We start from the raw sequence: 19,473 nt of genomic DNA, 5'->3' as shown, positions 1-19,473 counted from the left end.
TGTGTTGATGAAAAAGAAAAAGCCGTCTTCCAGTGTGCTGAAAGACGGCTTTAGTTCCAATGGTTTTTAACTGTTACTGAAACTTCACGCTGCCATACGAGGCATACACAGAGATTTTGGCACTTCCGTTACCTTTTACTCCCGCATATTCTTGTGAAGTATTATGAATAATCTGTTTTTTGATGTCCAGCCCCGAAGTGGAGTTTTTGAAATTTCCGTAACGTGTCTCAACTTCAAATTCAAAGTTGTTGGCATCGTCCAGGCCTATGTCAAAAGAGCCGTAGGAGGTTTTGATGTAGATTTCCTCAAAGCCATCTACCACATTTTCTATTCTGCCACCAGAATATTTTGCATATACTTTTAGCAGTTTGCTTACTCGCTCTATGTCTAGCTTGGAGTAACCTAGTTCAATGTCCAGCTCGTCAATTTCCCCAATCTCTACCCTGCCATATTTATCTACGATGCTCAACTTTTTCCCTTCCTTCACATTGAGGAATTTACAATATTTGGTATTGATCTCTCCATCTTTTACCGAAGCAATTTCCGCACTTCCGTAGCTCACATCTATTTCGGTTTCTGACCCGGAAAGGTTGCCGGCGGTGAAGCTTCCGTATGCCACTATCACATCCACATCGTTTTGCAAATCGCCCACATAGGTTGCTCCGTATTTGTTTATCAGCTTCAGGGGGTTGGCTGCTGGCATGTTCACTAAGTAATTGATCTCAAAACCACCTCTTTTCCAGTTAGAATTATTATTTCCTACATTCGTCTCAAATTTGATATAATCGCTCGAATTGTTGTAATTGATGGTTACCCTATCGAGGTATTCCTGTGCTTGGGAAGGGTTATTCCCCCATGCTTTAACTGTCACCTCTATGGTCACTTCATTCTTTTGCCATGTATTTACCCTCACTTCGCCATAGCGGTTCGAAAGGTCTACCAGTACATTTTTATCAACACTATATTGCTTGTTGATTTTTTTCTGGATCTCATTTTTTCTGTCTTGAGCCTGGGCAAATTGCGTGAAGCAAGCCAAGGTGAATGCCAAGATGAAAAGCCTATATATTGCGATATTTTTCATTGTTTGTGCGTGTTTTGATAGTATTTTAAATGATTTGGGAATGGTTCGTTCTAGAGATTGATGCTTTGGGTTTGGCCATTTTCCAAAGCCTTCACTTTCTCTAGTATGTGAAGTTGCTGGTTCAAAATTTCTATTCGGAGCTGGAGGTTGCCAATCATGGCGCTCATCACATTTTCATTGTGTTGGCTTTCTTCAAACTCTACTTTCATTAGCTGGTACATCGAGTCTAATTCGGCTATTTCCTGTTGGAAATCTTCCGTAAGCTCTTCGTTTTCTAAGTCGAAATTATTGATTATCACCTGTTTTTGGTGAATGAGAGAAGTGTAATACTGCTCTGCTTCCACAAGTTCGGCTATCGAATTTTCTTCGTCGGGAACTTGGAATGCACCGTCCTCAGTAGGCTGGCTCAGGTAATATTGGAATGTAGATACAGAAACGAGTAATATCAAAAATGAAGCGGCAACTTTCCACAGCAGGCTTGCAGGCACCATTTTCACCTCTTTGGCTGCTGTTTTTTGTGGAGTTTCTGAGTCCAGCTCTTGGTCAATTTTGTCCCAAAGGCTGCTGCTTGGGCTAAATTGATCTAGTTCTGCTCGGTGGTTTTCCATCCAGCCGCCTAGTTGTTGGTCTTCCAGCTTCTCAGCTATTTTTTTCCAAAGGTTTTCGTTTGGCGAAAGTGTTTCCAGCTCTTGCTTATTTTGCTCTATAAAAGCAATGAGCGCATCCTCGTCCAACTCTTTCCGAATCTTTGCCCAGACCGCTTTTGGAGGGCGATGCTGGTCAAAGGCTGGTAAGTTTTCGGTGATATATTTTTCTAATTTGTCCATTTCTAGTTGTTCTAATTCTTGTGGTTATGCGGCAATAAGCTCTCTTAGTTTCTTTTTGGCTCTGTTGTACTGCGATTTAGAAGTCGATTCGGTAATGTTCAAGATCTCCGCAATTTCTCCGTGGTCGTAGCCTTCCAACAAGTAGAGCGAAAACACGACCCGATAGCCGTCGGGCAACAGTTGGATAGCATTTCTTACTTTTTCCACTGTCAGTTCTAGTTCGTAATCTGGTGGAGTTTCTTCCACTTTTTCTACAGGGTTACTTTCCTCCATAGAAACCACTTCCAGTTTTCTTTTCCTAATATGATTGATGGAATAGTTTACGACTATCCGCTTGAGCCAAGCACCAAAAGCAGCTTCCCATTTATAACTTTTTATGTTCTTGAAAGCACTCAAAAAAGCTTCTTGCAAAATGTCTTCTGCTTCTTCGGTATTATTGACTATACGCATGCAAACATTGAACATTGCCTTTGAATAAAGGCTATAAACTTCAAACTGTGCTTTTCTACTGCCAGCCAAACAGCCTTCTATCACGGACTTGTTTGGTTCTAAATATTTTCTGTTTTCCAAAGTGTATGTAAGCTCTAGTGCTATTCTGATTTAATGACAACTCGTACCAAAGATAGTTGCACGATGCTGCCAAATTCATAAAAAAAAGTGGGTTTTAGAAGGGGGGATTTACAAATGATGATTTGGGCGGTGAGGGAACTGGTTTATTGCTAAGCTTTCCATTTCTCAGCTAATTCATCAACTAACTCTGAAATTTGGAGGCTTTGGTATTTTGACACCCAGTCGCTGGGGATTGCTTCGGTGCCTATTAAAGTGTCAATAATCTGACCGGTCATCGAGCAAGTGGTGTCAGTATCTCCGCCTATTTTTATCAGGTCGGTGATGATGGTGTTAAATTCCATCTGCCCTATTTTCTGAGCTGCAAAAATTGAAATGGGTACAGAGTCAACCACGTATCCAGTTGCCTTGAGTTTTTGGCCAATCTGCAATATGGATAAGCCTGAGTGTTGGTTTAATTCGATTAATCTATCTTTCACTCTGGTGTCGGGTAAATCGGGTAAAATAAGACTGATGAGGTTTTGTTCGCCAGTCCAGTTGCCGTTAATGGCGTGAAGAACGGAATAGTATATCCCTAAAGCTCCTGTATATGCTTCGTCATTTTTGTGGGTTATATTGCTTACGTCTTTGATGGTTAACCTGTCTATCTCTTTCTTAAAAGCAAGAGGGGCAATTCTCATTGCAGCGCCATTTCCTGCGGCAAACTCACCTGAGCGGCCTACTAGGGCCCAATGGCCGCCAACTTGCAGTTCGCGCAATGCTTTTAGGGTGCTAGAGCCCAATCCTGTTAATTTTCTTCGGTTGTACCAGTCGAGAAACCTAGCGGCAACTTTTTCAGGCAGGACTTTTTGGGTATTGAAGATGGCTTCACAAGTGGCTAGAGTGAGTTGGGTATCATCGGAAATTGACCAATCGAAATCAAAATCAATATCTTCATTTATTTCATTTCCTTCGTACTTTCCACCAACAGCGTCGCCTATTGCTCCGCAAATCAGGCATCCTTTTAATCTGTCCTTTAATTGCATTGTTTTCTCATTAAGAATTCATCTCGTATTGTTATTTCCGAAGGTAGTGAAAATAGGGAATTAGTAAAGATCCGTGCTGCTTTTGAGTTTTTTCATTTTCTATAAATGGTGATATCATGGTTTGGTTTAGGCTAAAGCCGATGTTGTTTTTTGCCAAACGGGGACTTTATTAAGATTGACTTTTTAAGCGATATAATTGATTATGTCTAAATAGTAGCCTGTGGCCCATCTGCAACATTGAAAACTGTCCCGTTTGGAGATTTTATTAGATGTAAAAGAACCTCGTAGAGGTTCCATTATTGTAGATTTGGCGAAGCAAATGAAAAACAACCCCGTGAGGGGTTGCAGAATTTGTGTAAAATGTAGGTTTCTGCAACCCCTCACGGGGTTGATAGAATGTTTATGCTAATTACTACAATTGTGAAACCCCTACAGGTTTTTTTCTCTAAATATCTTTACAAAAATGACGGTTATTTAGTCCATCTTAATAAAGCCCCCCCAGTGAATTTTTTACGGCTCTTGTATGCGCACTGGGAAAAGAGGCTAGGGCAAGACCGAAATGGCTGGTGCGATGGGTGGCTTGACCAGCCGGGGCGGGGTTTGCCCTTGCCCATTTTCGGGCTGGGCATAGTGCGCCCAAAGTTTTTTCTGCTTTGGTGTGGTATATGTCGTTTGTTTTCTCAAACTTTAGCAGGAGAACATTGGTTTTGTTTGGAGATGGGAAAAATCAGGTATGTCTTTTTGGTGGTTTGCGTGCTGCTCTGTGTTGGTGGGGCGAGCGATTTGCATGCGCAGGTGAGCAAGGTAGACAGTAGGGAGGTGTTGGCTGATTTTGCCAATAGGAAGTTTGCCGTGGGCGATTCGCTGCTGCGGAAAAATGATGTGGTTAATGCGCTGCTGAATTTTGATGAGTCGATTGCACTTTATCAAATGGTTTATGAGGAGTATGATATTCGGCTGGCGAGGGTGCTGAAGGTGACGGCTAAGCTATTGGCGGATAGGGGCTATGCTTCGGAATCGGTGCCGTATGCTGAAAAAGCGTTGTTGATTACGCAAAGCCAGCAAGAGGTGGACGGGAAAGCTTTGGCTTCTATGTATTTGTTGCTGGGGAAAATCCATAGGGTGCAGGGGCGAAATACGGCTGCGCTGCCTTATATTTTGAGGGCGTTGGATATTTACTCGGAGGAGGAGGGGATGTTGCCTACGGACGAATCGGTGCTTTTATATGTATTGGTGGGGAATGTTTATTATGAACAGGAAGAGTTTTTGATGTCGGCGAGGTACTTGGAAATGGCAAGCAATTTTATTTTGCCTGAAACAGGTGAACTGAACCAAAATATAGCAAATTTGTATGAGAGCATTGGGCGGTCGTACATGGAAAGCGATTCTACGCAGCATGCGCTGAAGTACTTGAGAAAATCTACGGAAATTACGAAGCATATTTATGGGCAAAACTCGCAAGAGGTGGCCTTGGTGTATAGCTCGATAGCGGCGGTGCATTTTAGGAACGGGCAGTATGATAGTGCTTCTATGGTAGGAGCAAAAGTAGTGGATATTTATGAGCAGTTGCCGGAGAAAAGGGAGGAGCTGATCAATTATAAGAGCTTTTTGGGCAAGCAGTACTTTTTGGCGAGGGCTTATACGACTTCGGCGGAGTGGTACAGGGCGTACCTCGATATGAAAAAGAATAGGGTGTTAGGTGATAGTTTGAAACAGCGAGAGCTAGCCGTAGAATACATTAACATTGCGAATGCTTTTGGAGGTGAATTGGTCTATCATTATGCTTTTGAACTGTATGAGGGGGCTTTTAACTATCATAAAGCTGTTTTTGGAAACAGCTCGGTGGAGGTTGCTCTATTGGCCAGAAAGCTGGGGAAGCACTACATGGATTTGGGTGATAATGACCTGGCCATTGAAAAGCTAGGGATTGCGGCTTCTATTTTTCAGCTAGATAGAAAGAGGTATCTGGCGCTTTTGGCCGATGTGTGGACGGACTTGGGTATTACCTACGGGAAAACTGAAAAACCTCAGGCGGCAATAACGGCTTGGAAAGAAGTGCTGAAGGTGTTGCCAGAGCAGATGAACAATCAGAAGGCTTCGGTTTATCATGCCATTGCCTTGAATTATTACCAGTTAAAGGAAGTGGATTCGGCCTATCATTATGCCAAGCGGGAATCTGTTTTTTATGAAAATGTCTATCATGGAATTCATATTATGATGCCTAATTCTTGTTTGCTAATGGGGAATGTGTTGATGTTAGCAGATAAAAAAAGGCTTGCGCTCTCATATTTTGAAACGGGTTGGAGGCTTTCACACAAGGTATTTGAAGAAAAAACTACCTTGGCCTTGGAGGCAAACAAAAACCTTTCGGCTCTCTACAAAGAATTGGGTGAAAAGGGTATGGCCGAGCTTCATTCGGCTAAGGCATCTAAAATTTTAATATCGTTGAAGAATCTACGCTGAATTTTTATGGAAGATTTGATGAATAAGGGGAAGGCTCGTAGCAAAAAGTTTGAACATACGCTGCTTTATGTAGATGATGAGATGGAGAATTTACGCTCGTTTCGCTCGGTTTTTAGGCGAGAGTATAATATCCACCTTGCCAACACGGCTGAAGAAGGACTGAAAATATTGAAGGAGAACTCTGATATTCAATTGATTATTTCCGACCAACGGATGCCGGGTACTACAGGGGTTGAGTTTTTGGAGAAGACATTGGCGATAGATCCTGATGCCATGCGTATGCTATTGACGGGTTACAGCGATATGAAGGTGACCATAGAGGCGGTAAACCGTGGTAAAATCTACAATTATGTATCTAAGCCCTGGGAATATGAGGAGTTTAAGATCATTATAGAAAAAGCCTTGGAGGCTTATCGGCTGAAGATGGAAAACCGCCAGCTTACCCGCGATAAGGAGGAGCTGCTGGTGAAAGCGGAAAGGCAAGAAAAGGAAAATATAAAGGCTCAGTTGGAAAAATTGCGCCAGCAGGTGAACCCACATTTTCTTTTCAACTCGCTAAATATGGCTAGGGCTTTGGTGAAAAAAGATCCGAGTGCGGCAAGGAAGTTTTTGCTGAAGCTTTCGAAAGTGTACCAATATTCGTTGGAGTTTAAGGAGCAAAATTTGGTAACGTTGGCCGATGAAATGATTTTTATAGAAAATTATATTTACCTCCAACATATTAGGTTTCAAGAGGGTCTTACAGTAGATATCCGTGTGGAAGAGCGTATTTACGATACTTTTGTCCCGCCTTCTACTATGCAGCTTTTGGTGGAAAATGCCATAAAACACAATGTGGCAGGGGAGCATAAGCCGCTTTCTATTGAAATATACAACGAGGATGATTGGTTGGTAGTGAAAAACAATATTCAACCTAGGAACGAGCATATAGAGTCTACCAAAACAGGGCAGAAAAACCTTTTGAGCCGATACGAGTATATTACTGGGAAGCTGCCGGAGTTTAGCGAAAAGGGTGGTTTTTACTTCGCAAAAGTGCCGCTCATAAGGGAAAAGATTGAGGGATGAGGTGATGTTCGATAATGTGATTATTTGATTATCAGGTGTGGATATCACGAGTACTCGTTTTTACCATTTTTTATCAACGTTAAATCTGAATTTATCAAATGAAATTCCTTAAGTGGACTGGTGTCTTTTTGTTGGTGATGGTTGGGGTTTATTTCCTTGGCCCTCAACCTGATTTGGATGGAATAAATGGTGAACTACCTACTCTGTCCATTCCTTTGGAAGAACTGGATGATTCTATTAAACTTTGGGAGTCAGCCTATTCAAATATAAAAGAGGATAACGAAGCTAGGGTTGTTTGGGCAAATGGGGAAAGGAAAAAGACGCCTTATAGCATTGTTTATTTACATGGTTTTTCTGCTTCGCAAGGGGAAGGGCTGCCTGTTCACAAGCAAATTGCTGAATATTACAATTGTAACTTGTTCCTCTCTCGGTTAGAAGGACATGGGCTAGAAAGTGATTCGACTTTCTACTCGCTCACTCCGCAAAACTACTTGGCTTCTGCCAAAAAGGCTGTTGCAGTCGGGAAGTTGATTGGGGAAAAAGTTATTGTATTGGGGACATCTACGGGAGGAATGTTTGGCCTTTACCTCGCTGCGGAAAATCCTGATATTGCAGCTCTTATACTTTATTCTCCCCTAATAGATTTTGCTGATAAAAATGCCAACCTAGTGGCTAAGCCTTGGGGGCTAAATTTGGCTAGGGCGATAATTGGTGGAGAGTCCACTAGTTTCAAACCCAACAATCCTAAGACGCTCAGCTATTGGACTACCTCGTATAGGCTAGAGGGTGTGCAATCTCTTTCGGGCTTAAAAAACCAAATAATGACTTCTGAGACTTTTTCCAAGGTGAAATGCCCTGTGTTTTTGGGATATTATTATAAGAACGACGATGAGCAAGATAAGGTAGTAGATGTGTCGGCGATGCACCCAATGTTCGAGCAACTTTCTACCGATCCTACCATGAAAAAAAGCTTAGCTTTCCCAAAAGCTGGTCGCCATGTTATTTGCTCAGATATAAAATCCAATGCATGGGAAGCAGTTCGTGATTCAACTCTTTATTTTTTAGGTACAAAACTTGGGCTTCCTCCAGTAGATGAGGTTCCTGAAGAAGTGCTCAAGTTCCATGAAAGGTTAAAAAAGTAGCCAACCAAACAGGAGCTTGGTTTTAAGTACCTACCCAAAAGAAATCGAATATTGTTTTCCATAATTTTGTAGGATGTACAAGGTGGCCTCTATGAGAGATTGCATGGATGCATAGTGCCTTGGCCTGATCCAATAATGCTTGAGCATCTTCCACAAGATCTCTATCAGGTTGAGTTCGGGACAGTATGCAGGGATAAACTGTAGGTACAGGCCTTTTTTCTTCCATTTTCCCATAGCTTCCCCTACCTCTTTGGATCTATGTATCGCTGCGTTGTCCAAGACCAGTACGGTCTTCTTCGTGATCGTCTCGGAGAAACTGTCCAGTACCTGTATGACACATGCCGAGTTTGCCGCGCCATGGTAATAGCTCCCCGTGAAGGTGTTGGCCAACGGGTCGAGTATGCCCAAGACGGAGACCCCGTTGCCCCGCCGGGCGGGCAGCTTGTTTGCCGTGCCAACGGGCTGCCACGCATACGGAACGTTCGGGCACAGGCTTATCCCCGTCTCGTCAAAATAACACAGGTCGATCTCCCCTTGCCGGGCCTGCTGTCCCAGACAGTCGAGTTCTTGTTGGAAGAAACGGAACATCTCTTCGTCACGGTTGTTTTCCAGGGAGTTGCGCATGCGCTTCCAGACAAGACCCGACTTTTTCAATATCCGCTTGACGGTCTTCCCACAGGCGTCCTTGCCGAACTTGGTGGAGACCTCTTGGGCAAAAAAACGGAGACAGGTGACAGGCCCTTCCCGGGCAAGGGATGCTATTTTTTTTGCTCTTCCACCGTATAGATACTCGGCCGCCCACTCTTGGGGGCATCCATCAATCCTGCCGCCTTTGAGGATTCCCATCTGTCAAACCACTCCGAGATGGTGGCCCTGCGCACCTCGAATATGTCCCTGAGCATATCTATCGTATGTCCTTTGTTGCTCAGGAGCAGCGCATGGGCACGGTCGCGCTCGCGTTCAGAACCACCCTGCTTTTTCAAGGTTTTTAGTTCCATCTCTTCTGACGCACTTAGTGTGATATAGCGTTTTTCCATCAAGCTAATTTAAGGCTTTTTTATTATACGGTTTCTTTTGTCCACTTACTTAAAATTACAGTTCCCTAAACGGTACTAGCTTCAACACATCTCCTTTGTGAAAGTCGCTTCTGCCTTGTGGTAGTTCAAGAAAAGCATCTGCTTGGAGCAAATTTGCAAAATCGCCAGAGCCTTTTCCGGCAAAAGGAATAGCCTTAAGCTGGCCGTATTCTCCTGAAACTACTTTTACTTGTAAAAAGAAGCTGATGTCAGGTTTGAAGTTGAAATCTTGTTCTAGAATAGCATAAAGTGGCTTTGGCTGTTCTAAGCCTAAACTTGAAATGAGCCAAGGAAGAAAGTACTTATAGAAACACATGTACGTAGAAACAGGGTTTCCCGGTAAGGCAAAAACAACTTTCCCATCTGCGTTTTTCCCAAACCAAAATGGTTTTCCTGGGCGCTGTGCTACCCTGTGAAAAAGTTTCTCAACTCCTAGTTCTTCCAACACTTCGGGTACAAAATCGGCTTTTCCTTTGGAAACTCCACCACTTAAAATGACAGCATCATAATTGTCAATAATTTCCCCTAACTTTTCTTTGAGACTTGCTTTGTCATCTGTGAGGTGGAAGCTTTTGGACTCAACTGGTAGAGGGGCAAGTGCGGCTTGGATAGCATAACTATTGCTCCGTCTTATTTGATGTGGCAATGGTTGCTCATGTACATCTACCAATTCGTCCCCCGTGGAAACGATGGCAATTTTAGGCTTTTGGGTAACTTCTATTGTTGCTTTCCCTACACTTGCGACTACGGCTATTTCGGGTGAAGTCAATTTTCTTCCATTACCGAGTAAAGCCTCGCCTGTTTTTTTATCTGTACCTTGTAAATGAACATTTTTGAATGCTTTTGAAGGGGCAATTTGGATGACTGCATATTTTTTTCCATCCACTTCTTCTACGTCAAAATCCTCGAAAGGGATCACTGTGTCAGCGCCTTTGGCAAGGGGAGCTCCTGTCATTATTTCCAAACAACCTTCTGGGTTGGTAAGCTCCAACGGGGGAGACCCTGCCAATTGCCTTCCTTCTATAGCAAACTTATTTTGACCTTTTTCCAGTTGTTCAAACCGTAGGCAAATTCCATCCATCATCACTCGGTCAAAGGGAGGAAAGTCCCTGTCTGCGTGGATACTTTCTCTCAGTATCCTGCCAGTTGCTTCTCCAAATGGAACTGTTTCAGTTGGGAAAATATGAACGGAATCTTGGATGATTTTACTGGCTTCAGCTACGGTTATCATATTGAATTACTTTGATCTGTGTTGGGCAAAAATAGTTAATTCTTCCATTAAGCTATTTTTACTTTTTGCTGAACCTCACTCTTTTCAATTTTAAGCTCTTTCTGTTTGTTGCTCAAAATTGCTGCTACTTGGTTGATGACTTCTTCGTTCCAGAGCATGCGATAGTGTCCTATTTTTTCATAGGTGATCAGCTTTGCATTTGGAATAGCGCTTACTACATCTTTCGCATTTTGAAATGGGACAACTTTATCAAATTTATCGTGAATAATGCTAAGTTGAGGAATGTTTGCCAGCGCTAGTTTTTTTGCTACTTCTACGTTTTCAAGTGGTTCTCCAATTATGTTTTTAGTGATGTCCAACATTTTTTGGTAAGATTTTTCACCCAGGCCTATAAACTGTTGGAATTCCCTGAAGATAGTTGTCATTTTGTTAGGAGTGGTGAGCATGACCACTTTGTCAACGTGTGCATCGGTCTTCCAGAGGGCGTAGCCGACTACTGCTGAGCCAAAAGAGTGAGAAATCAAATAAATTGTTTGTTTTGGGTCTGCTACAAACTCTAAAAGGGCTTTTAAGGCAAGAGAAGAGATATAAAGGTTACAGTGGATAAGTTTCGATTTGCCATGGGCGGGAAGGTCGAGGGCGTATATTTCAAAACCTTCTGATAGTAGTTTTTCGGCAATCCCCATTAAACTACCCGCATTTGAATCCCAGCCATGAACCAATACTGCTGTTTTTCCATTGGGTGGTACTTCTTCGTTTTTAAGATGATAGCAATGTACATCTTCGTCTAGATTACTAGTAGGGATTTGGAAATGTCTTGCCTTATCATATAGCTTTTCTTCTTTGGGTTTGAGCTTCATCTTTTTCGTTTTCTGAAAAAGCATGAATGCTTTTTTGGCAGCAAGGTTAGGTAAGATGGCCGAAAGAATGCCATAATAAGCCTTGAGGAATGATAAAATTAATGTTTTCATTAGGTTGGGTTTATTAAATATACCAGTTGGTATATTTTTATATAAAAAAAGAGATTCTATTCTATGTTGATTTCGGTACTAGTACTAATTCGTTTTCAATCATTCTGTCAATCTGATCTACCATTTCAAGTAAATAATTGGTGTTTTCAAGCGTGACAGACATGTAAATAGCACCTTCTAGCGAGGCAAAAATGCTCCTTGCCAGTACTTCGGTTTTAGGCATGATTTCAGGTTTAAACTCTCCTTGTACCACGCCTTCTTCAATAATTCTGGCTATTGAACTTTCTAGTTTTTTAATCACATGCCTTACTCTGGCTAAAAGAGCGGGGTTTTGGTAATTAGCATCCACTCCAACATTTAAAAGAGGGCAACCTCCAAATGTGATGGTGTAATCGTAATATTTGCGATAGAAATTTGTAATAGCTTTGAGTTTGTCAAGTGCTGAATTGGCTTTGTCAAGATGAGTTTTCATATAGCCCATCACCTTTTTTATATTGTAATTGAAGGCTTTGATTGCCAAATCTTCTTTGCTATCGAAATTACTGTATACCGATCCTTTTGAGAGACCAGTGATTGAGGACACTTTACCCATACTTGTAGCGACATACCCATTCTTATTAAAAATGGGAGCAACTTTTTCAAGGATAAACTGGGTAGTACGCTCTTTTTTGGACATTTTACTCAATTATTACTTTAATTCTGAAACTAATATAATAGAAATATACCGGTTGGTATAATTTATTCTGAATTATTTTTCTCGCTTAGAAGCTTAAAGCTTTGAATTACCTCTTAAACAGCCTAAATTTTCAAGATAAGCACTTGTGCTATTTTATTAAATGTATTTTCGATCAGGTATTTATACAACCACAATCTAATTTAACATGAACTCAAGAAGAAAATTTATCAGAGGTGCAGCGATGGCAGCCTCATTTGTAGGAGTACCAATGGGAAAGTTATTGGCAAAACGGCCTAAAAAAGAGACCAAGCCTATTGTTGTATCTACTTGGAATTTTGGTGTGGAGGCCAACGAAGCGGCTTGGACAGTGCTGGAAAAATCGGGTAGGGCGTTGGATGCAGTAGTAAAAGGTGTGATGGTTCCCGAGTCTGATCCTACCGAAAGCTCGGTTGGTTATGGTGGTAGGCCCGATAGAGATGGAAGGGTTACGCTAGATTCCTGCATTATGGATGAATTAGGCAACTGTGGCTCTGTTGCGTGTTTGGAACATATTAAAAACCCTGTATTGATTGCCAGAGCAGTGATGGAAAAAACACCACATGTGATGTTGGTAGGAGATGGAGCTTTACAATTTGCTCTTTCGGAAGGTTTCAAAAAAGAAGATTTGCTGACCAAAGACTCTAAAAAAGCTTGGGAAAAGTGGAAAGAGACAAATAACTACGAGCCTGTTATCAATGTTGAGAACCACGATACTATAGGAATGTTGGCGATGGATATAAATGGGGATATTTCTGGAGCTTGCACTACCAGCGGGTTGGCCTACAAAATGCATGGAAGAGTAGGGGATTCACCTATCATAGGAGCTGGGTTATTTGTAGATAATGAAGTTGGTGGTGCTACAGCAACTGGCATGGGCGAAGAAGTAATAAAAATAGTAGGTAGTCATTTGGTTGTGGAATTGATGCGGCAAGGAAAATCGCCTCAAGAAGCTTGTAAGGTAGCCGTGGAAAGAATAGTGAAGAAGAATAAAAATTATAAAGATGTGCAGATTGGATTTTTGGCTCTCAATAAAAATGGAGAGACAGGGGCTTACTGTATTCACAAAGGCTTTACCTATGCGGTGAAAACTATCAAGAGCAGTGACTTGATTGATGGGAAGCATTATGTTCCTTAGGTAATTTTTTTACTGGAGTACTACTTTTTTTGAATAAAAAATAACCTAATAAAGTATTTCTTCACATTGTAGCTTTTGTAGTAAAAATAGGTTTTTAGCAGGAAACCATGTATGATATTGGATTTTACCAATATTTGATGGTACTATAAAATAAAAATTAAAATAATTCTTTTCATTGTTTTCATAATACTTGGAAATGAAGGCGTTAGATTGGTAATTAAGGTATGTTCACAAAAAGGATGTGAATGATATATTAACTAAAAAAACCTTACACTTATGTCTTCATATGTTAATAAAACCTGTTTTGGCAAATGGGTACTTTCCATTTTGATCTTCACCTTACCCTTGGCATTGTTTGGGCAAGCCGATAGAGGTATGATGAAAAAAGGCCTTCATGAATATTATGAAGGTAATATAAGAAAATCATTGGGTTATTTTGAAGCTGCCGCTGCTGCAGATGAGGAAAAACTTAAAGCAACATATTTCCAAGCGAGATGTTACTTGGAGATGCATGATAAAAAGCCAAAAGAAGCTTTGTCAATGCTATTGGATTTGAAGGATACTGAAATTCCTTCGATAGACAGAGGATACCATTACTATATGGCAATGGCCTATCATCAAAATGAAAAGTTTGATGAGGCTCTGTTAGCATTGAAGGCAATAGAAGGAGACTCGCCACGTCCCGAAGATGAAATCAACCTTTTGAAGGATAATATTACTTTAGCTAAAAAGTATTATGCTCAACCTGTAAAAGGGATGGTAGTGAAAAATTTAGGTTCTGATATCAACTCCAAAGACATGGAGTACAGTGCTGTGATGATGGATGATTATCGAACTATACTTTACACTTCTAGACAGCCAAAAAGTGGTGAATCGGAAATAGCGGAAGATGGTTATACGTTTGAAAAAATCTATAAAACAACGCTAGATGAAAATGATGAATGGTCAACTCCTGTTGAAATAACAGATGGTACAAAGCCAAAACACCACGATGCTACGGTTCAAATGATGTATGATGAGAACAAACTGGTTGTTTTCAGAAATGGAAATTTATTCCTAACCGATTATGTTGAAGGCAAGTGGTCTAAAGGTGAAAAGATTAAGCCTGTGACTTCTATTGCTTATCAGTCACATTGTTTTATAGCCGATGGCGGTCGCACTATCTATTTCTCTTCAGACTTAGCTTCTGAAAATGGAGATTTGGACTTGTATGTTACTTATAAGGAAGATGATGACAAGTGGACTGCGCCAGTACCAATTGTAGAGTTGAACACTCCTTACGATGAAGATTCGCCTTACTTGGCAGAAGATGGGTATTTCTATTATAGCTCAAAAGGTAATAAATCTATGGGTGGTTATGATATATTTAAAAGTGCTTATAACTCAGCCAATAGGACATGGAGCAAGCCTCAAAACCTAGGATATCCTACAAATACGGTAGGCGAAGATGTGTTTTATAATGTGTCGGGCAAATATGCTTATTATTCTTCTTCAAGAAATGATGGTTTTGGCTCATTAGATATCTATGGTGCATACCTTTTCGATAGGATTCGCTTGGCTGGTAAAATCTACGACCAAGAGAAAAAAGAGACTATTGACAATGCAATGATTACGATGGTGCATGATGGGCAAACTTATCAGACTGTAAGTAATGAAAATGGTGAATATGAGATCGTAATCCCATTTGAAAAAGAGCTTGATGTAAAAATTGACCAAGGAGATAAAAATATATTTGAGGACAAAGTTGCCATCAATATTTTCTTTGCTGGAAGAAATGCTAATTATGACTTCCTAGTAGGAGGAGAAGAAGGAGCATTGGTTCAGTCTAAATCAGGTAAGATCAAGTTTTATACTTCAAATAAGCTTGACAATGAAAACTTGATTAACTCAACTGAAATACCAGATGAGTACTTGGTGAAGCCAGAAGAGCTTATTGCATCAGCTGATGGCGATGGAGCAGTAGGAGGCGTAGGGGAGGATTTAACTCCAACTGAAATTGCTCCTAAATTTGAATCTTTCCATTTGCAGTTCGGGTTCGATAAGGCAATTATTTCAGGTCAGCAATTTAATAACTTAGAGGATGTGGTTGCCTATTTGCAAAAATATGCCAATACGAAGGTGACGATCACTGGTTATACTGATAGTACTGGAGATGCAAACTATAACTTGCAGCTTTCGGAAAGAAGGGCAAAAGCTGCTGCTAAATTCTTGAAGAAAAATGGGATAGACGAAAGTAGAATTAGCGTATCAGGTAAAGGTGAAAATAATCCACTTGTGCCGAATACTACTAAGGAAAACAGAAGGAAAAATAGAAGAGCTGAAGTTGTAATTGAATAATTTTTACCCTGAAGAACACAAAAGCCTCGCAGGTTAACTGCGAGGCTTTTGTGTTTGTACAGCTATGAGTTTTTTAAATATTTTGCAACTTGGCATCTAGTTTTTTGTCTCTTCCATATACATCCTCACGCAATTGAAGTTGACCATTATCATCAACCCATGCCGTCATATAGACCAAGTAAACATCAATTTCTTCTACTATTTGTATTCTTTGTGTCTTTCCCGTAGCTATTGCTTTTTGTACATCATTTTCTGACCATCTCGGATCATTTTCCAATACAGAAACGGCTAGGCTAGTTGGGTCGCTTACTCTCACGCAACCGTGGCTATACGCCCTATGAGCCATTTTAAACTTGCTTTTAGAAGGAGTATCGTGAAGATAAATACTCCATTTATTTGGCATGTTGAATTTCACGATTCCTAATGCATTGCCAGGGCCAGGCTTTTGGCGAAACCTTATTTTATTATATGAACTTTTATCATTCCAGTCTATATTTTCAGTGCTATCCAGCGCTTTATTAGTGCCCCAGCCGTTCACCACTTCGTAATTTTTATCTAATAAATATTGGGCATCTTGGCTTACTTTGGGACCTATTTCATTTTTAGCAATAGAGATGGGCACATTCCAATAAGGGTTAAAAACGATGTTAGTTAACTTGCTTTGGAAACAAGGGGTTTGATGTCTTTTTGCCCCTGTCACTACTACATTTTCTTTTACCAACTGACCGTCTTCATACATTCTCAACATATACTCAGGAATATTCACCCAAATATATTTTCTGCCTTTATGGTCTGGAAGCCACTTATAGCGTTCAATATTCAATTCAAGTTGCCTGATGCGTTCCTCAACGCTAATATTCAAGTTGTCTAATGTGTTTTTGCCAACTTTTCCATCGGTTGCAAGCCCATTTCTCTTTTGGTAAAATGTAACCGCTTCTACTAGGTTTTCATCGTATACTTCTCCTGTAAGAAATATTGTAGCTAAATCTTCAGTAATTCCCAACCTTTTGCGCAAGGTAGATACTACGGCACTTGTATCGCCCATTTCTACATCCAAAATTTCAGATGAAACCATCGGCCAGCCTCCATTTTTCTTTATTTCTTTGTACCTATCCAAATGTGCTACCAACTTAGGGTAGGCATCATCTTTAGGTAATAGATTATCAAGTTGAGTTTTTACATCGCCTTCAATTACTGCTTTAGTGAGGTTATTAACAACATTTGCAGTACGGCTTGGTAAATACCATTCAATACCTGTTAATTCTTCTGGCAACACATATCCATTGAGGTTAACCATGCCCACAGCCAGATAGGTTTGAGTAAGAAATAAATCCATTTTGCCCAACATCCTCGAACTAGGTACTGCTCCCGATGCTACAATCGCATTATATTTTTCGAATAAGTTGAATAGCTTTTGAAAGTTAAAATAAGATGGGTGCATCATGTCAGATACATAAGCAGGCATTTGATAAGCCATGGCTTTTAGGGTTCCATCAGTATTTATCCATGCTGGTTCTGAGTTTCTTGACTTGTAAAAAGCCTGAACTTCCCATGCTAGTTGTTTTTCACGAGGGTTTTTAATGTTTTGGAGGTTTTCTTCGGCAAAGGTCATGCTGACCTCGATATATTTCTGAGTGCTTGTGTAGCGCCCATCTTCAAGCAATTGAGCTTGCAGGTTTGAAAATGAAAACAGAGCTATAATAGCTAGTAGTGAGGAGAGTTTGTAGTTTTTAAATATCATGGTTTGGACGTTCGGTTTGAAATTGCGAATGATGGATTCAGGATCATTTACCACCAGTTTTAAAAAGCTAGATCGTAGTTGTATTAGTTTATTTGTGAATTTGTTGTTCATCATTATAACGTCAGTTAGGGTTTATCTTCGAAGTCGTTGTCTTTAAGTATACGCCTTCGAAAATACAGGGTTATAAAGGAGGGGTTTGGCAAATACAGCCAAGACAAGGGTATTATTCTGTAAAATGGGCAAATAGTAAAAAAATATAGTGGTAAACGGCTGTTTTTTGCAGGTTGCCCTATTTTAATAGAGGAATTTAAAAAATAGGAAGATTAGCCTTTGTTAACTTTGATAAAGACCTGTTTAAATGTTTTCTGTGTTAGGTGATTGTTTTTGTGAATAGCTGTTAACCAGTTATTCATCTTTTTCTTCCCTAAAGGCAACAGATAGGAAGTATATGAATCCGCCAACAATAAAACCTATTATTAGTAGCATACTGATTATACTTGACAGTGTCATAACTTTTCGTTTAGTTGGCTAGTTCTCTTTTGAACATTAATAATCCGATTATAGTTTTGGCGTCATTCACCTTTCCAGACATGAAGAGCTCCCAGCATTCTTCTAAGGAATATTCTATTACTTTGATGTCCTCATCCTCGTGGTCAAGCCCACCGCCTTCTCCAACCAGCATGCTATCGTCTACTTCAGCGTAGTATAAAAACACCCGCTCCGAGGTGCCGCCTGGGGAAGCGTAAAAATTACAGAGGTATTTGACGATATTTACTTTATAGCCTACTTCTTCTTCTATTTCTCTAATAAGAGCTTCTTCAGGGTTTTCTCCTTTGGCAACTCCTCCGGCAAGGAGTTCGAGCATCCATCCATCGCCATTTTGGTGGGTAGGGTAACGGAACTGTTCGGTAAAGATCATTTTTTGCCTGTCTTTGTGCCAAAGTATAGCAGTGACCGAGTCGCCCCTATCGAGGTTGAGCCTTCTTACTTCATTGCTCATTTCCCCATTGTATTTTTCAAATTTGAGAAAAGCTTCTTCAATCTTAAAAAAATCATTGAGTAATAGCTGGCTTTTGTTGATCTCTACTTTTTTCATGGTTGTTGGTTTGCTAAATCGGCTGGAAGTCCGTTTGCCAAAGATACTAAAATATGATTGCTTTCGAGCTTGCATGCAGTATTTTGGCGATGATGTGCACTGGGGGAAGGGAGCAAAAGAGAGACCGAAATGGGTTCGTGCGTTGGGCGGCTCACTTGCTCGGGAAGGGGCTTGCGTGAGTGCGCCCTAAAAATTCAGCTTTTTAATCTGGTAACATTTTATTTTTTCTTTGTTTGTTAGCCCATTGAGCTTTTTTTATATGACAAAGAGGTAGTTTATTCGTAGGAATTCACCTATATTTGCACCTCGAAAAAATTAAGTAAATCTTAAACCATTAATTTACAATGAGTTTGAAACATTATGAAACGGTTTTCATTATAACTCCCGTTTTATCTGAGCAACAGATAAAGGAAACCGTACAGAAATTCCAAGAAACTCTGAAAGAGCTTGGTGCTGACATTTACAATGAAGAGAGCTGGGGCATTAAAAAGCTGGCTTATCCTATCGACAAAAAGACGACTGGGTACTACCAACTTTTTGAGTTTAAGGCAGATCCTTCGGTTATCAAACAGTATGAGATCGAGTTGAAAAGGGACGAGAAAGTGATGCGTTTTATCACTGTGTCGCTTGACAAGTATGGCGTTGACTTCAATGAAAAGAGAAGACAAGGCAAATTCAACAAAAAGAAAAAAGAAACAGAATCAGATAAAAAAGAGGAGGTGAAATCATGACATTAATGAACGAATCTGTTAGCAGGACTGAAGTACAAAAGAAATATTGTAGGTTCAGAAAGCACAATATCAAGTATATTGATTACAAAGATCCTGATTTCTTAGCCAAATTCCTCAACGAGCAAGGTAAGATCTTGCCAAGAAGGTTGACCGGTACTAGCTGGAAATACCAGAAACGCGTTTCTAGAGCAATAAAAAGAGCAAGACAACTTGCTTTGTTGCCTTACGTAACTGACGGTTTCAAATAAAATTTATTCTCGATTCTGATTA

General features: G+C 40.4%; 19 protein-coding genes. 7 read left to right on the top strand and 12 right to left on the bottom strand.

Annotation, left to right across the window (positions count from 1 at the left end):
- Positions 1 to 73 precede the first annotated feature (73 nt).
- From R9C00_22185 to R9C00_22170, 4 genes are all read right to left on the bottom strand, one after another.
- Positions 74 to 1,081 (bottom strand): hypothetical protein, encoded by a 1,008-nt coding sequence (locus R9C00_22185; GenBank protein WPO34414.1) that lies wholly within the window; start codon positions 1,079 to 1,081, stop codon positions 74 to 76.
- Positions 1,082 to 1,131: 50 nt separating this feature from the next.
- The gene (locus R9C00_22180) at positions 1,132 to 1,908 is read right to left on the bottom strand and encodes a hypothetical protein (protein ID WPO34413.1); all 777 of its coding nucleotides are present in this window, start codon (positions 1,906 to 1,908) and stop codon (positions 1,132 to 1,134) included.
- Between the two features lie 24 nt (positions 1,909 to 1,932).
- A complete protein-coding gene (locus tag R9C00_22175) occupies positions 1,933 to 2,478 on the bottom strand; it encodes an RNA polymerase sigma factor (GenBank protein WPO34412.1) in 546 nt (181 codons plus the stop codon).
- A 149-nt stretch (positions 2,479 to 2,627) separates the two neighbouring features.
- Positions 2,628 to 3,500, bottom strand: a complete 873-nt coding sequence (locus tag R9C00_22170) for an ADP-ribosylglycohydrolase family protein (GenBank protein ID WPO34411.1) — start codon at positions 3,498 to 3,500, stop codon at positions 2,628 to 2,630.
- Between the two features lie 501 nt (positions 3,501 to 4,001).
- On the opposite strand from R9C00_22170, the gene R9C00_22165 reads away from it, so the two are divergent.
- The 3 genes from R9C00_22165 (at position 4,002) to R9C00_22155 (ending at position 8,170) form a co-directional block, all read left to right on the top strand.
- A complete protein-coding gene (locus tag R9C00_22165) occupies positions 4,002 to 5,963 on the top strand; it encodes a tetratricopeptide repeat protein (GenBank protein ID WPO34410.1) in 1,962 nt (653 codons plus the stop codon).
- Between the two features lie 6 nt (positions 5,964 to 5,969).
- Entirely contained in the window at positions 5,970 to 7,028 is a 1,059-nt protein-coding gene (locus R9C00_22160) for a histidine kinase (protein WPO34409.1), read from the top strand.
- A 98-nt stretch (positions 7,029 to 7,126) separates the two neighbouring features.
- Positions 7,127 to 8,170, top strand: coding sequence for an alpha/beta hydrolase (locus R9C00_22155; protein ID WPO34408.1), 1,044 nt, complete (start codon positions 7,127 to 7,129; stop codon positions 8,168 to 8,170).
- A 30-nt stretch (positions 8,171 to 8,200) separates the two neighbouring features.
- On the opposite strand, the gene R9C00_22150 is transcribed toward R9C00_22155, so the two are convergent.
- From R9C00_22150 to R9C00_22130, 5 genes are all read right to left on the bottom strand, one after another.
- Positions 8,201 to 9,016, bottom strand: coding sequence for an IS630 family transposase (locus R9C00_22150; protein ID WPO34407.1), 816 nt, complete (start codon positions 9,014 to 9,016; stop codon positions 8,201 to 8,203).
- Positions 8,929 to 9,207 carry a helix-turn-helix domain-containing protein gene (locus R9C00_22145; GenBank protein WPO34406.1) on the bottom strand — a complete coding sequence of 93 codons (279 nt, stop codon included), beginning with the start codon at positions 9,205 to 9,207 and terminating at the stop codon, positions 8,929 to 8,931. The genes R9C00_22150 and R9C00_22145 overlap by 88 nt, the downstream gene beginning before the upstream one ends.
- A gap of 55 nt (positions 9,208 to 9,262) precedes the next feature.
- Positions 9,263 to 10,477 carry a molybdopterin molybdotransferase MoeA gene (locus R9C00_22140; protein ID WPO34405.1) on the bottom strand — a complete coding sequence of 405 codons (1,215 nt, stop codon included), beginning with the start codon at positions 10,475 to 10,477 and terminating at the stop codon, positions 9,263 to 9,265.
- Positions 10,478 to 10,524: 47 nt separating this feature from the next.
- Positions 10,525 to 11,448 carry an alpha/beta hydrolase gene (locus R9C00_22135; GenBank protein ID WPO34404.1) on the bottom strand — a complete coding sequence of 308 codons (924 nt, stop codon included), beginning with the start codon at positions 11,446 to 11,448 and terminating at the stop codon, positions 10,525 to 10,527.
- A 61-nt stretch (positions 11,449 to 11,509) separates the two neighbouring features.
- Positions 11,510 to 12,124 (bottom strand): TetR/AcrR family transcriptional regulator, encoded by a 615-nt coding sequence (locus tag R9C00_22130; protein ID WPO34403.1) that lies wholly within the window; start codon positions 12,122 to 12,124, stop codon positions 11,510 to 11,512.
- Between the two features lie 205 nt (positions 12,125 to 12,329).
- Here R9C00_22130 and R9C00_22125 point away from each other — a divergent pair, with 205 nt between their 5' ends.
- Together R9C00_22125 and R9C00_22120 are read left to right on the top strand one after the other, a co-directional pair.
- On the top strand, positions 12,330 to 13,298 hold the full coding sequence (locus R9C00_22125) for a N(4)-(beta-N-acetylglucosaminyl)-L-asparaginase (GenBank protein ID WPO34402.1): 969 nt from the start codon (positions 12,330 to 12,332) through the stop codon (positions 13,296 to 13,298).
- Positions 13,299 to 13,574: 276 nt separating this feature from the next.
- Positions 13,575 to 15,635, top strand: a complete 2,061-nt coding sequence (locus R9C00_22120; protein ID WPO34401.1) for an OmpA family protein — start codon at positions 13,575 to 13,577, stop codon at positions 15,633 to 15,635.
- Positions 15,636 to 15,708: 73 nt separating this feature from the next.
- Here the strand turns inward: R9C00_22120 and R9C00_22115 are convergent, their stop codons facing one another.
- From R9C00_22115 to R9C00_22105, 3 genes are all read right to left on the bottom strand, one after another.
- Positions 15,709 to 17,490 carry a L,D-transpeptidase family protein gene (locus tag R9C00_22115; protein WPO34400.1) on the bottom strand — a complete coding sequence of 594 codons (1,782 nt, stop codon included), beginning with the start codon at positions 17,488 to 17,490 and terminating at the stop codon, positions 15,709 to 15,711.
- A gap of 291 nt (positions 17,491 to 17,781) precedes the next feature.
- Positions 17,782 to 17,886 (bottom strand): MetS family NSS transporter small subunit, encoded by a 105-nt coding sequence (locus tag R9C00_22110; protein ID WPO34399.1) that lies wholly within the window; start codon positions 17,884 to 17,886, stop codon positions 17,782 to 17,784.
- Between the two features lie 10 nt (positions 17,887 to 17,896).
- Complete coding sequence (locus R9C00_22105) at positions 17,897 to 18,472, bottom strand: NUDIX hydrolase (GenBank protein WPO34398.1); 576 nt, start codon at positions 18,470 to 18,472, stop codon at positions 17,897 to 17,899.
- Positions 18,473 to 18,816: 344 nt separating this feature from the next.
- On the opposite strand from R9C00_22105, the gene rpsF reads away from it, so the two are divergent.
- Together rpsF and rpsR are read left to right on the top strand one after the other, a co-directional pair.
- Positions 18,817 to 19,203, top strand: coding sequence for a 30S ribosomal protein S6 (rpsF, locus tag R9C00_22100; protein WPO34397.1), 387 nt, complete (start codon positions 18,817 to 18,819; stop codon positions 19,201 to 19,203).
- Entirely contained in the window at positions 19,200 to 19,451 is a 252-nt protein-coding gene (gene rpsR / locus R9C00_22095) for a 30S ribosomal protein S18 (protein ID WPO34396.1), read from the top strand. The genes rpsF and rpsR overlap by 4 nt, the downstream gene beginning before the upstream one ends.
- Positions 19,452 to 19,473: the final 22 nt, after the last annotated feature.

Source organism: Flammeovirgaceae bacterium SG7u.111, assembly GCA_034044135.1.
In the GTDB taxonomy this organism is placed as follows: domain Bacteria; phylum Bacteroidota; class Bacteroidia; order Cytophagales; family Flammeovirgaceae.
The sequence above is the reverse complement of the archived record's forward strand: the minus strand, read 5'-3'. Positions and strand labels throughout refer to the sequence as shown.

Excerpts from the sequence above, each read along its gene's own strand:
- rpsF (WPO34397.1), top strand. The coding sequence starts at position 18,817 with ATGAGTTTGAAACATTATGAAACGGTTTTCATTATAACTCCCGTTTTA.
- R9C00_22135 (WPO34404.1), bottom strand. The coding sequence starts at position 11,448 with ATGAAAACATTAATTTTATCATTCCTCAAGGCTTATTATGGCATTCTT.
- R9C00_22130 (WPO34403.1), bottom strand. The coding sequence starts at position 12,124 with ATGTCCAAAAAAGAGCGTACTACCCAGTTTATCCTTGAAAAAGTTGCT.
- R9C00_22110 (WPO34399.1), bottom strand. The coding sequence starts at position 17,886 with ATGACACTGTCAAGTATAATCAGTATGCTACTAATAATAGGTTTTATT.
- R9C00_22170 (WPO34411.1), bottom strand. The coding sequence starts at position 3,500 with ATGCAATTAAAGGACAGATTAAAAGGATGCCTGATTTGCGGAGCAATA.
- R9C00_22155 (WPO34408.1), top strand. The coding sequence starts at position 7,127 with ATGAAATTCCTTAAGTGGACTGGTGTCTTTTTGTTGGTGATGGTTGGG.
- rpsR (WPO34396.1), top strand. The coding sequence starts at position 19,200 with ATGACATTAATGAACGAATCTGTTAGCAGGACTGAAGTACAAAAGAAA.
- R9C00_22180 (WPO34413.1), bottom strand. The coding sequence starts at position 1,908 with ATGGACAAATTAGAAAAATATATCACCGAAAACTTACCAGCCTTTGAC.
- R9C00_22105 (WPO34398.1), bottom strand. The coding sequence starts at position 18,472 with ATGAAAAAAGTAGAGATCAACAAAAGCCAGCTATTACTCAATGATTTT.
- R9C00_22150 (WPO34407.1), bottom strand. The coding sequence starts at position 9,016 with ATGGGAATCCTCAAAGGCGGCAGGATTGATGGATGCCCCCAAGAGTGG.
- R9C00_22145 (WPO34406.1), bottom strand. The coding sequence starts at position 9,207 with ATGGAAAAACGCTATATCACACTAAGTGCGTCAGAAGAGATGGAACTA.
- R9C00_22120 (WPO34401.1), top strand. The coding sequence starts at position 13,575 with ATGTCTTCATATGTTAATAAAACCTGTTTTGGCAAATGGGTACTTTCC.
- R9C00_22115 (WPO34400.1), bottom strand. The coding sequence starts at position 17,490 with ATGATGAACAACAAATTCACAAATAAACTAATACAACTACGATCTAGC.
- R9C00_22160 (WPO34409.1), top strand. The coding sequence starts at position 5,970 with ATGGAAGATTTGATGAATAAGGGGAAGGCTCGTAGCAAAAAGTTTGAA.
- R9C00_22185 (WPO34414.1), bottom strand. The coding sequence starts at position 1,081 with ATGAAAAATATCGCAATATATAGGCTTTTCATCTTGGCATTCACCTTG.
- R9C00_22125 (WPO34402.1), top strand. The coding sequence starts at position 12,330 with ATGAACTCAAGAAGAAAATTTATCAGAGGTGCAGCGATGGCAGCCTCA.
- R9C00_22140 (WPO34405.1), bottom strand. The coding sequence starts at position 10,477 with ATGATAACCGTAGCTGAAGCCAGTAAAATCATCCAAGATTCCGTTCAT.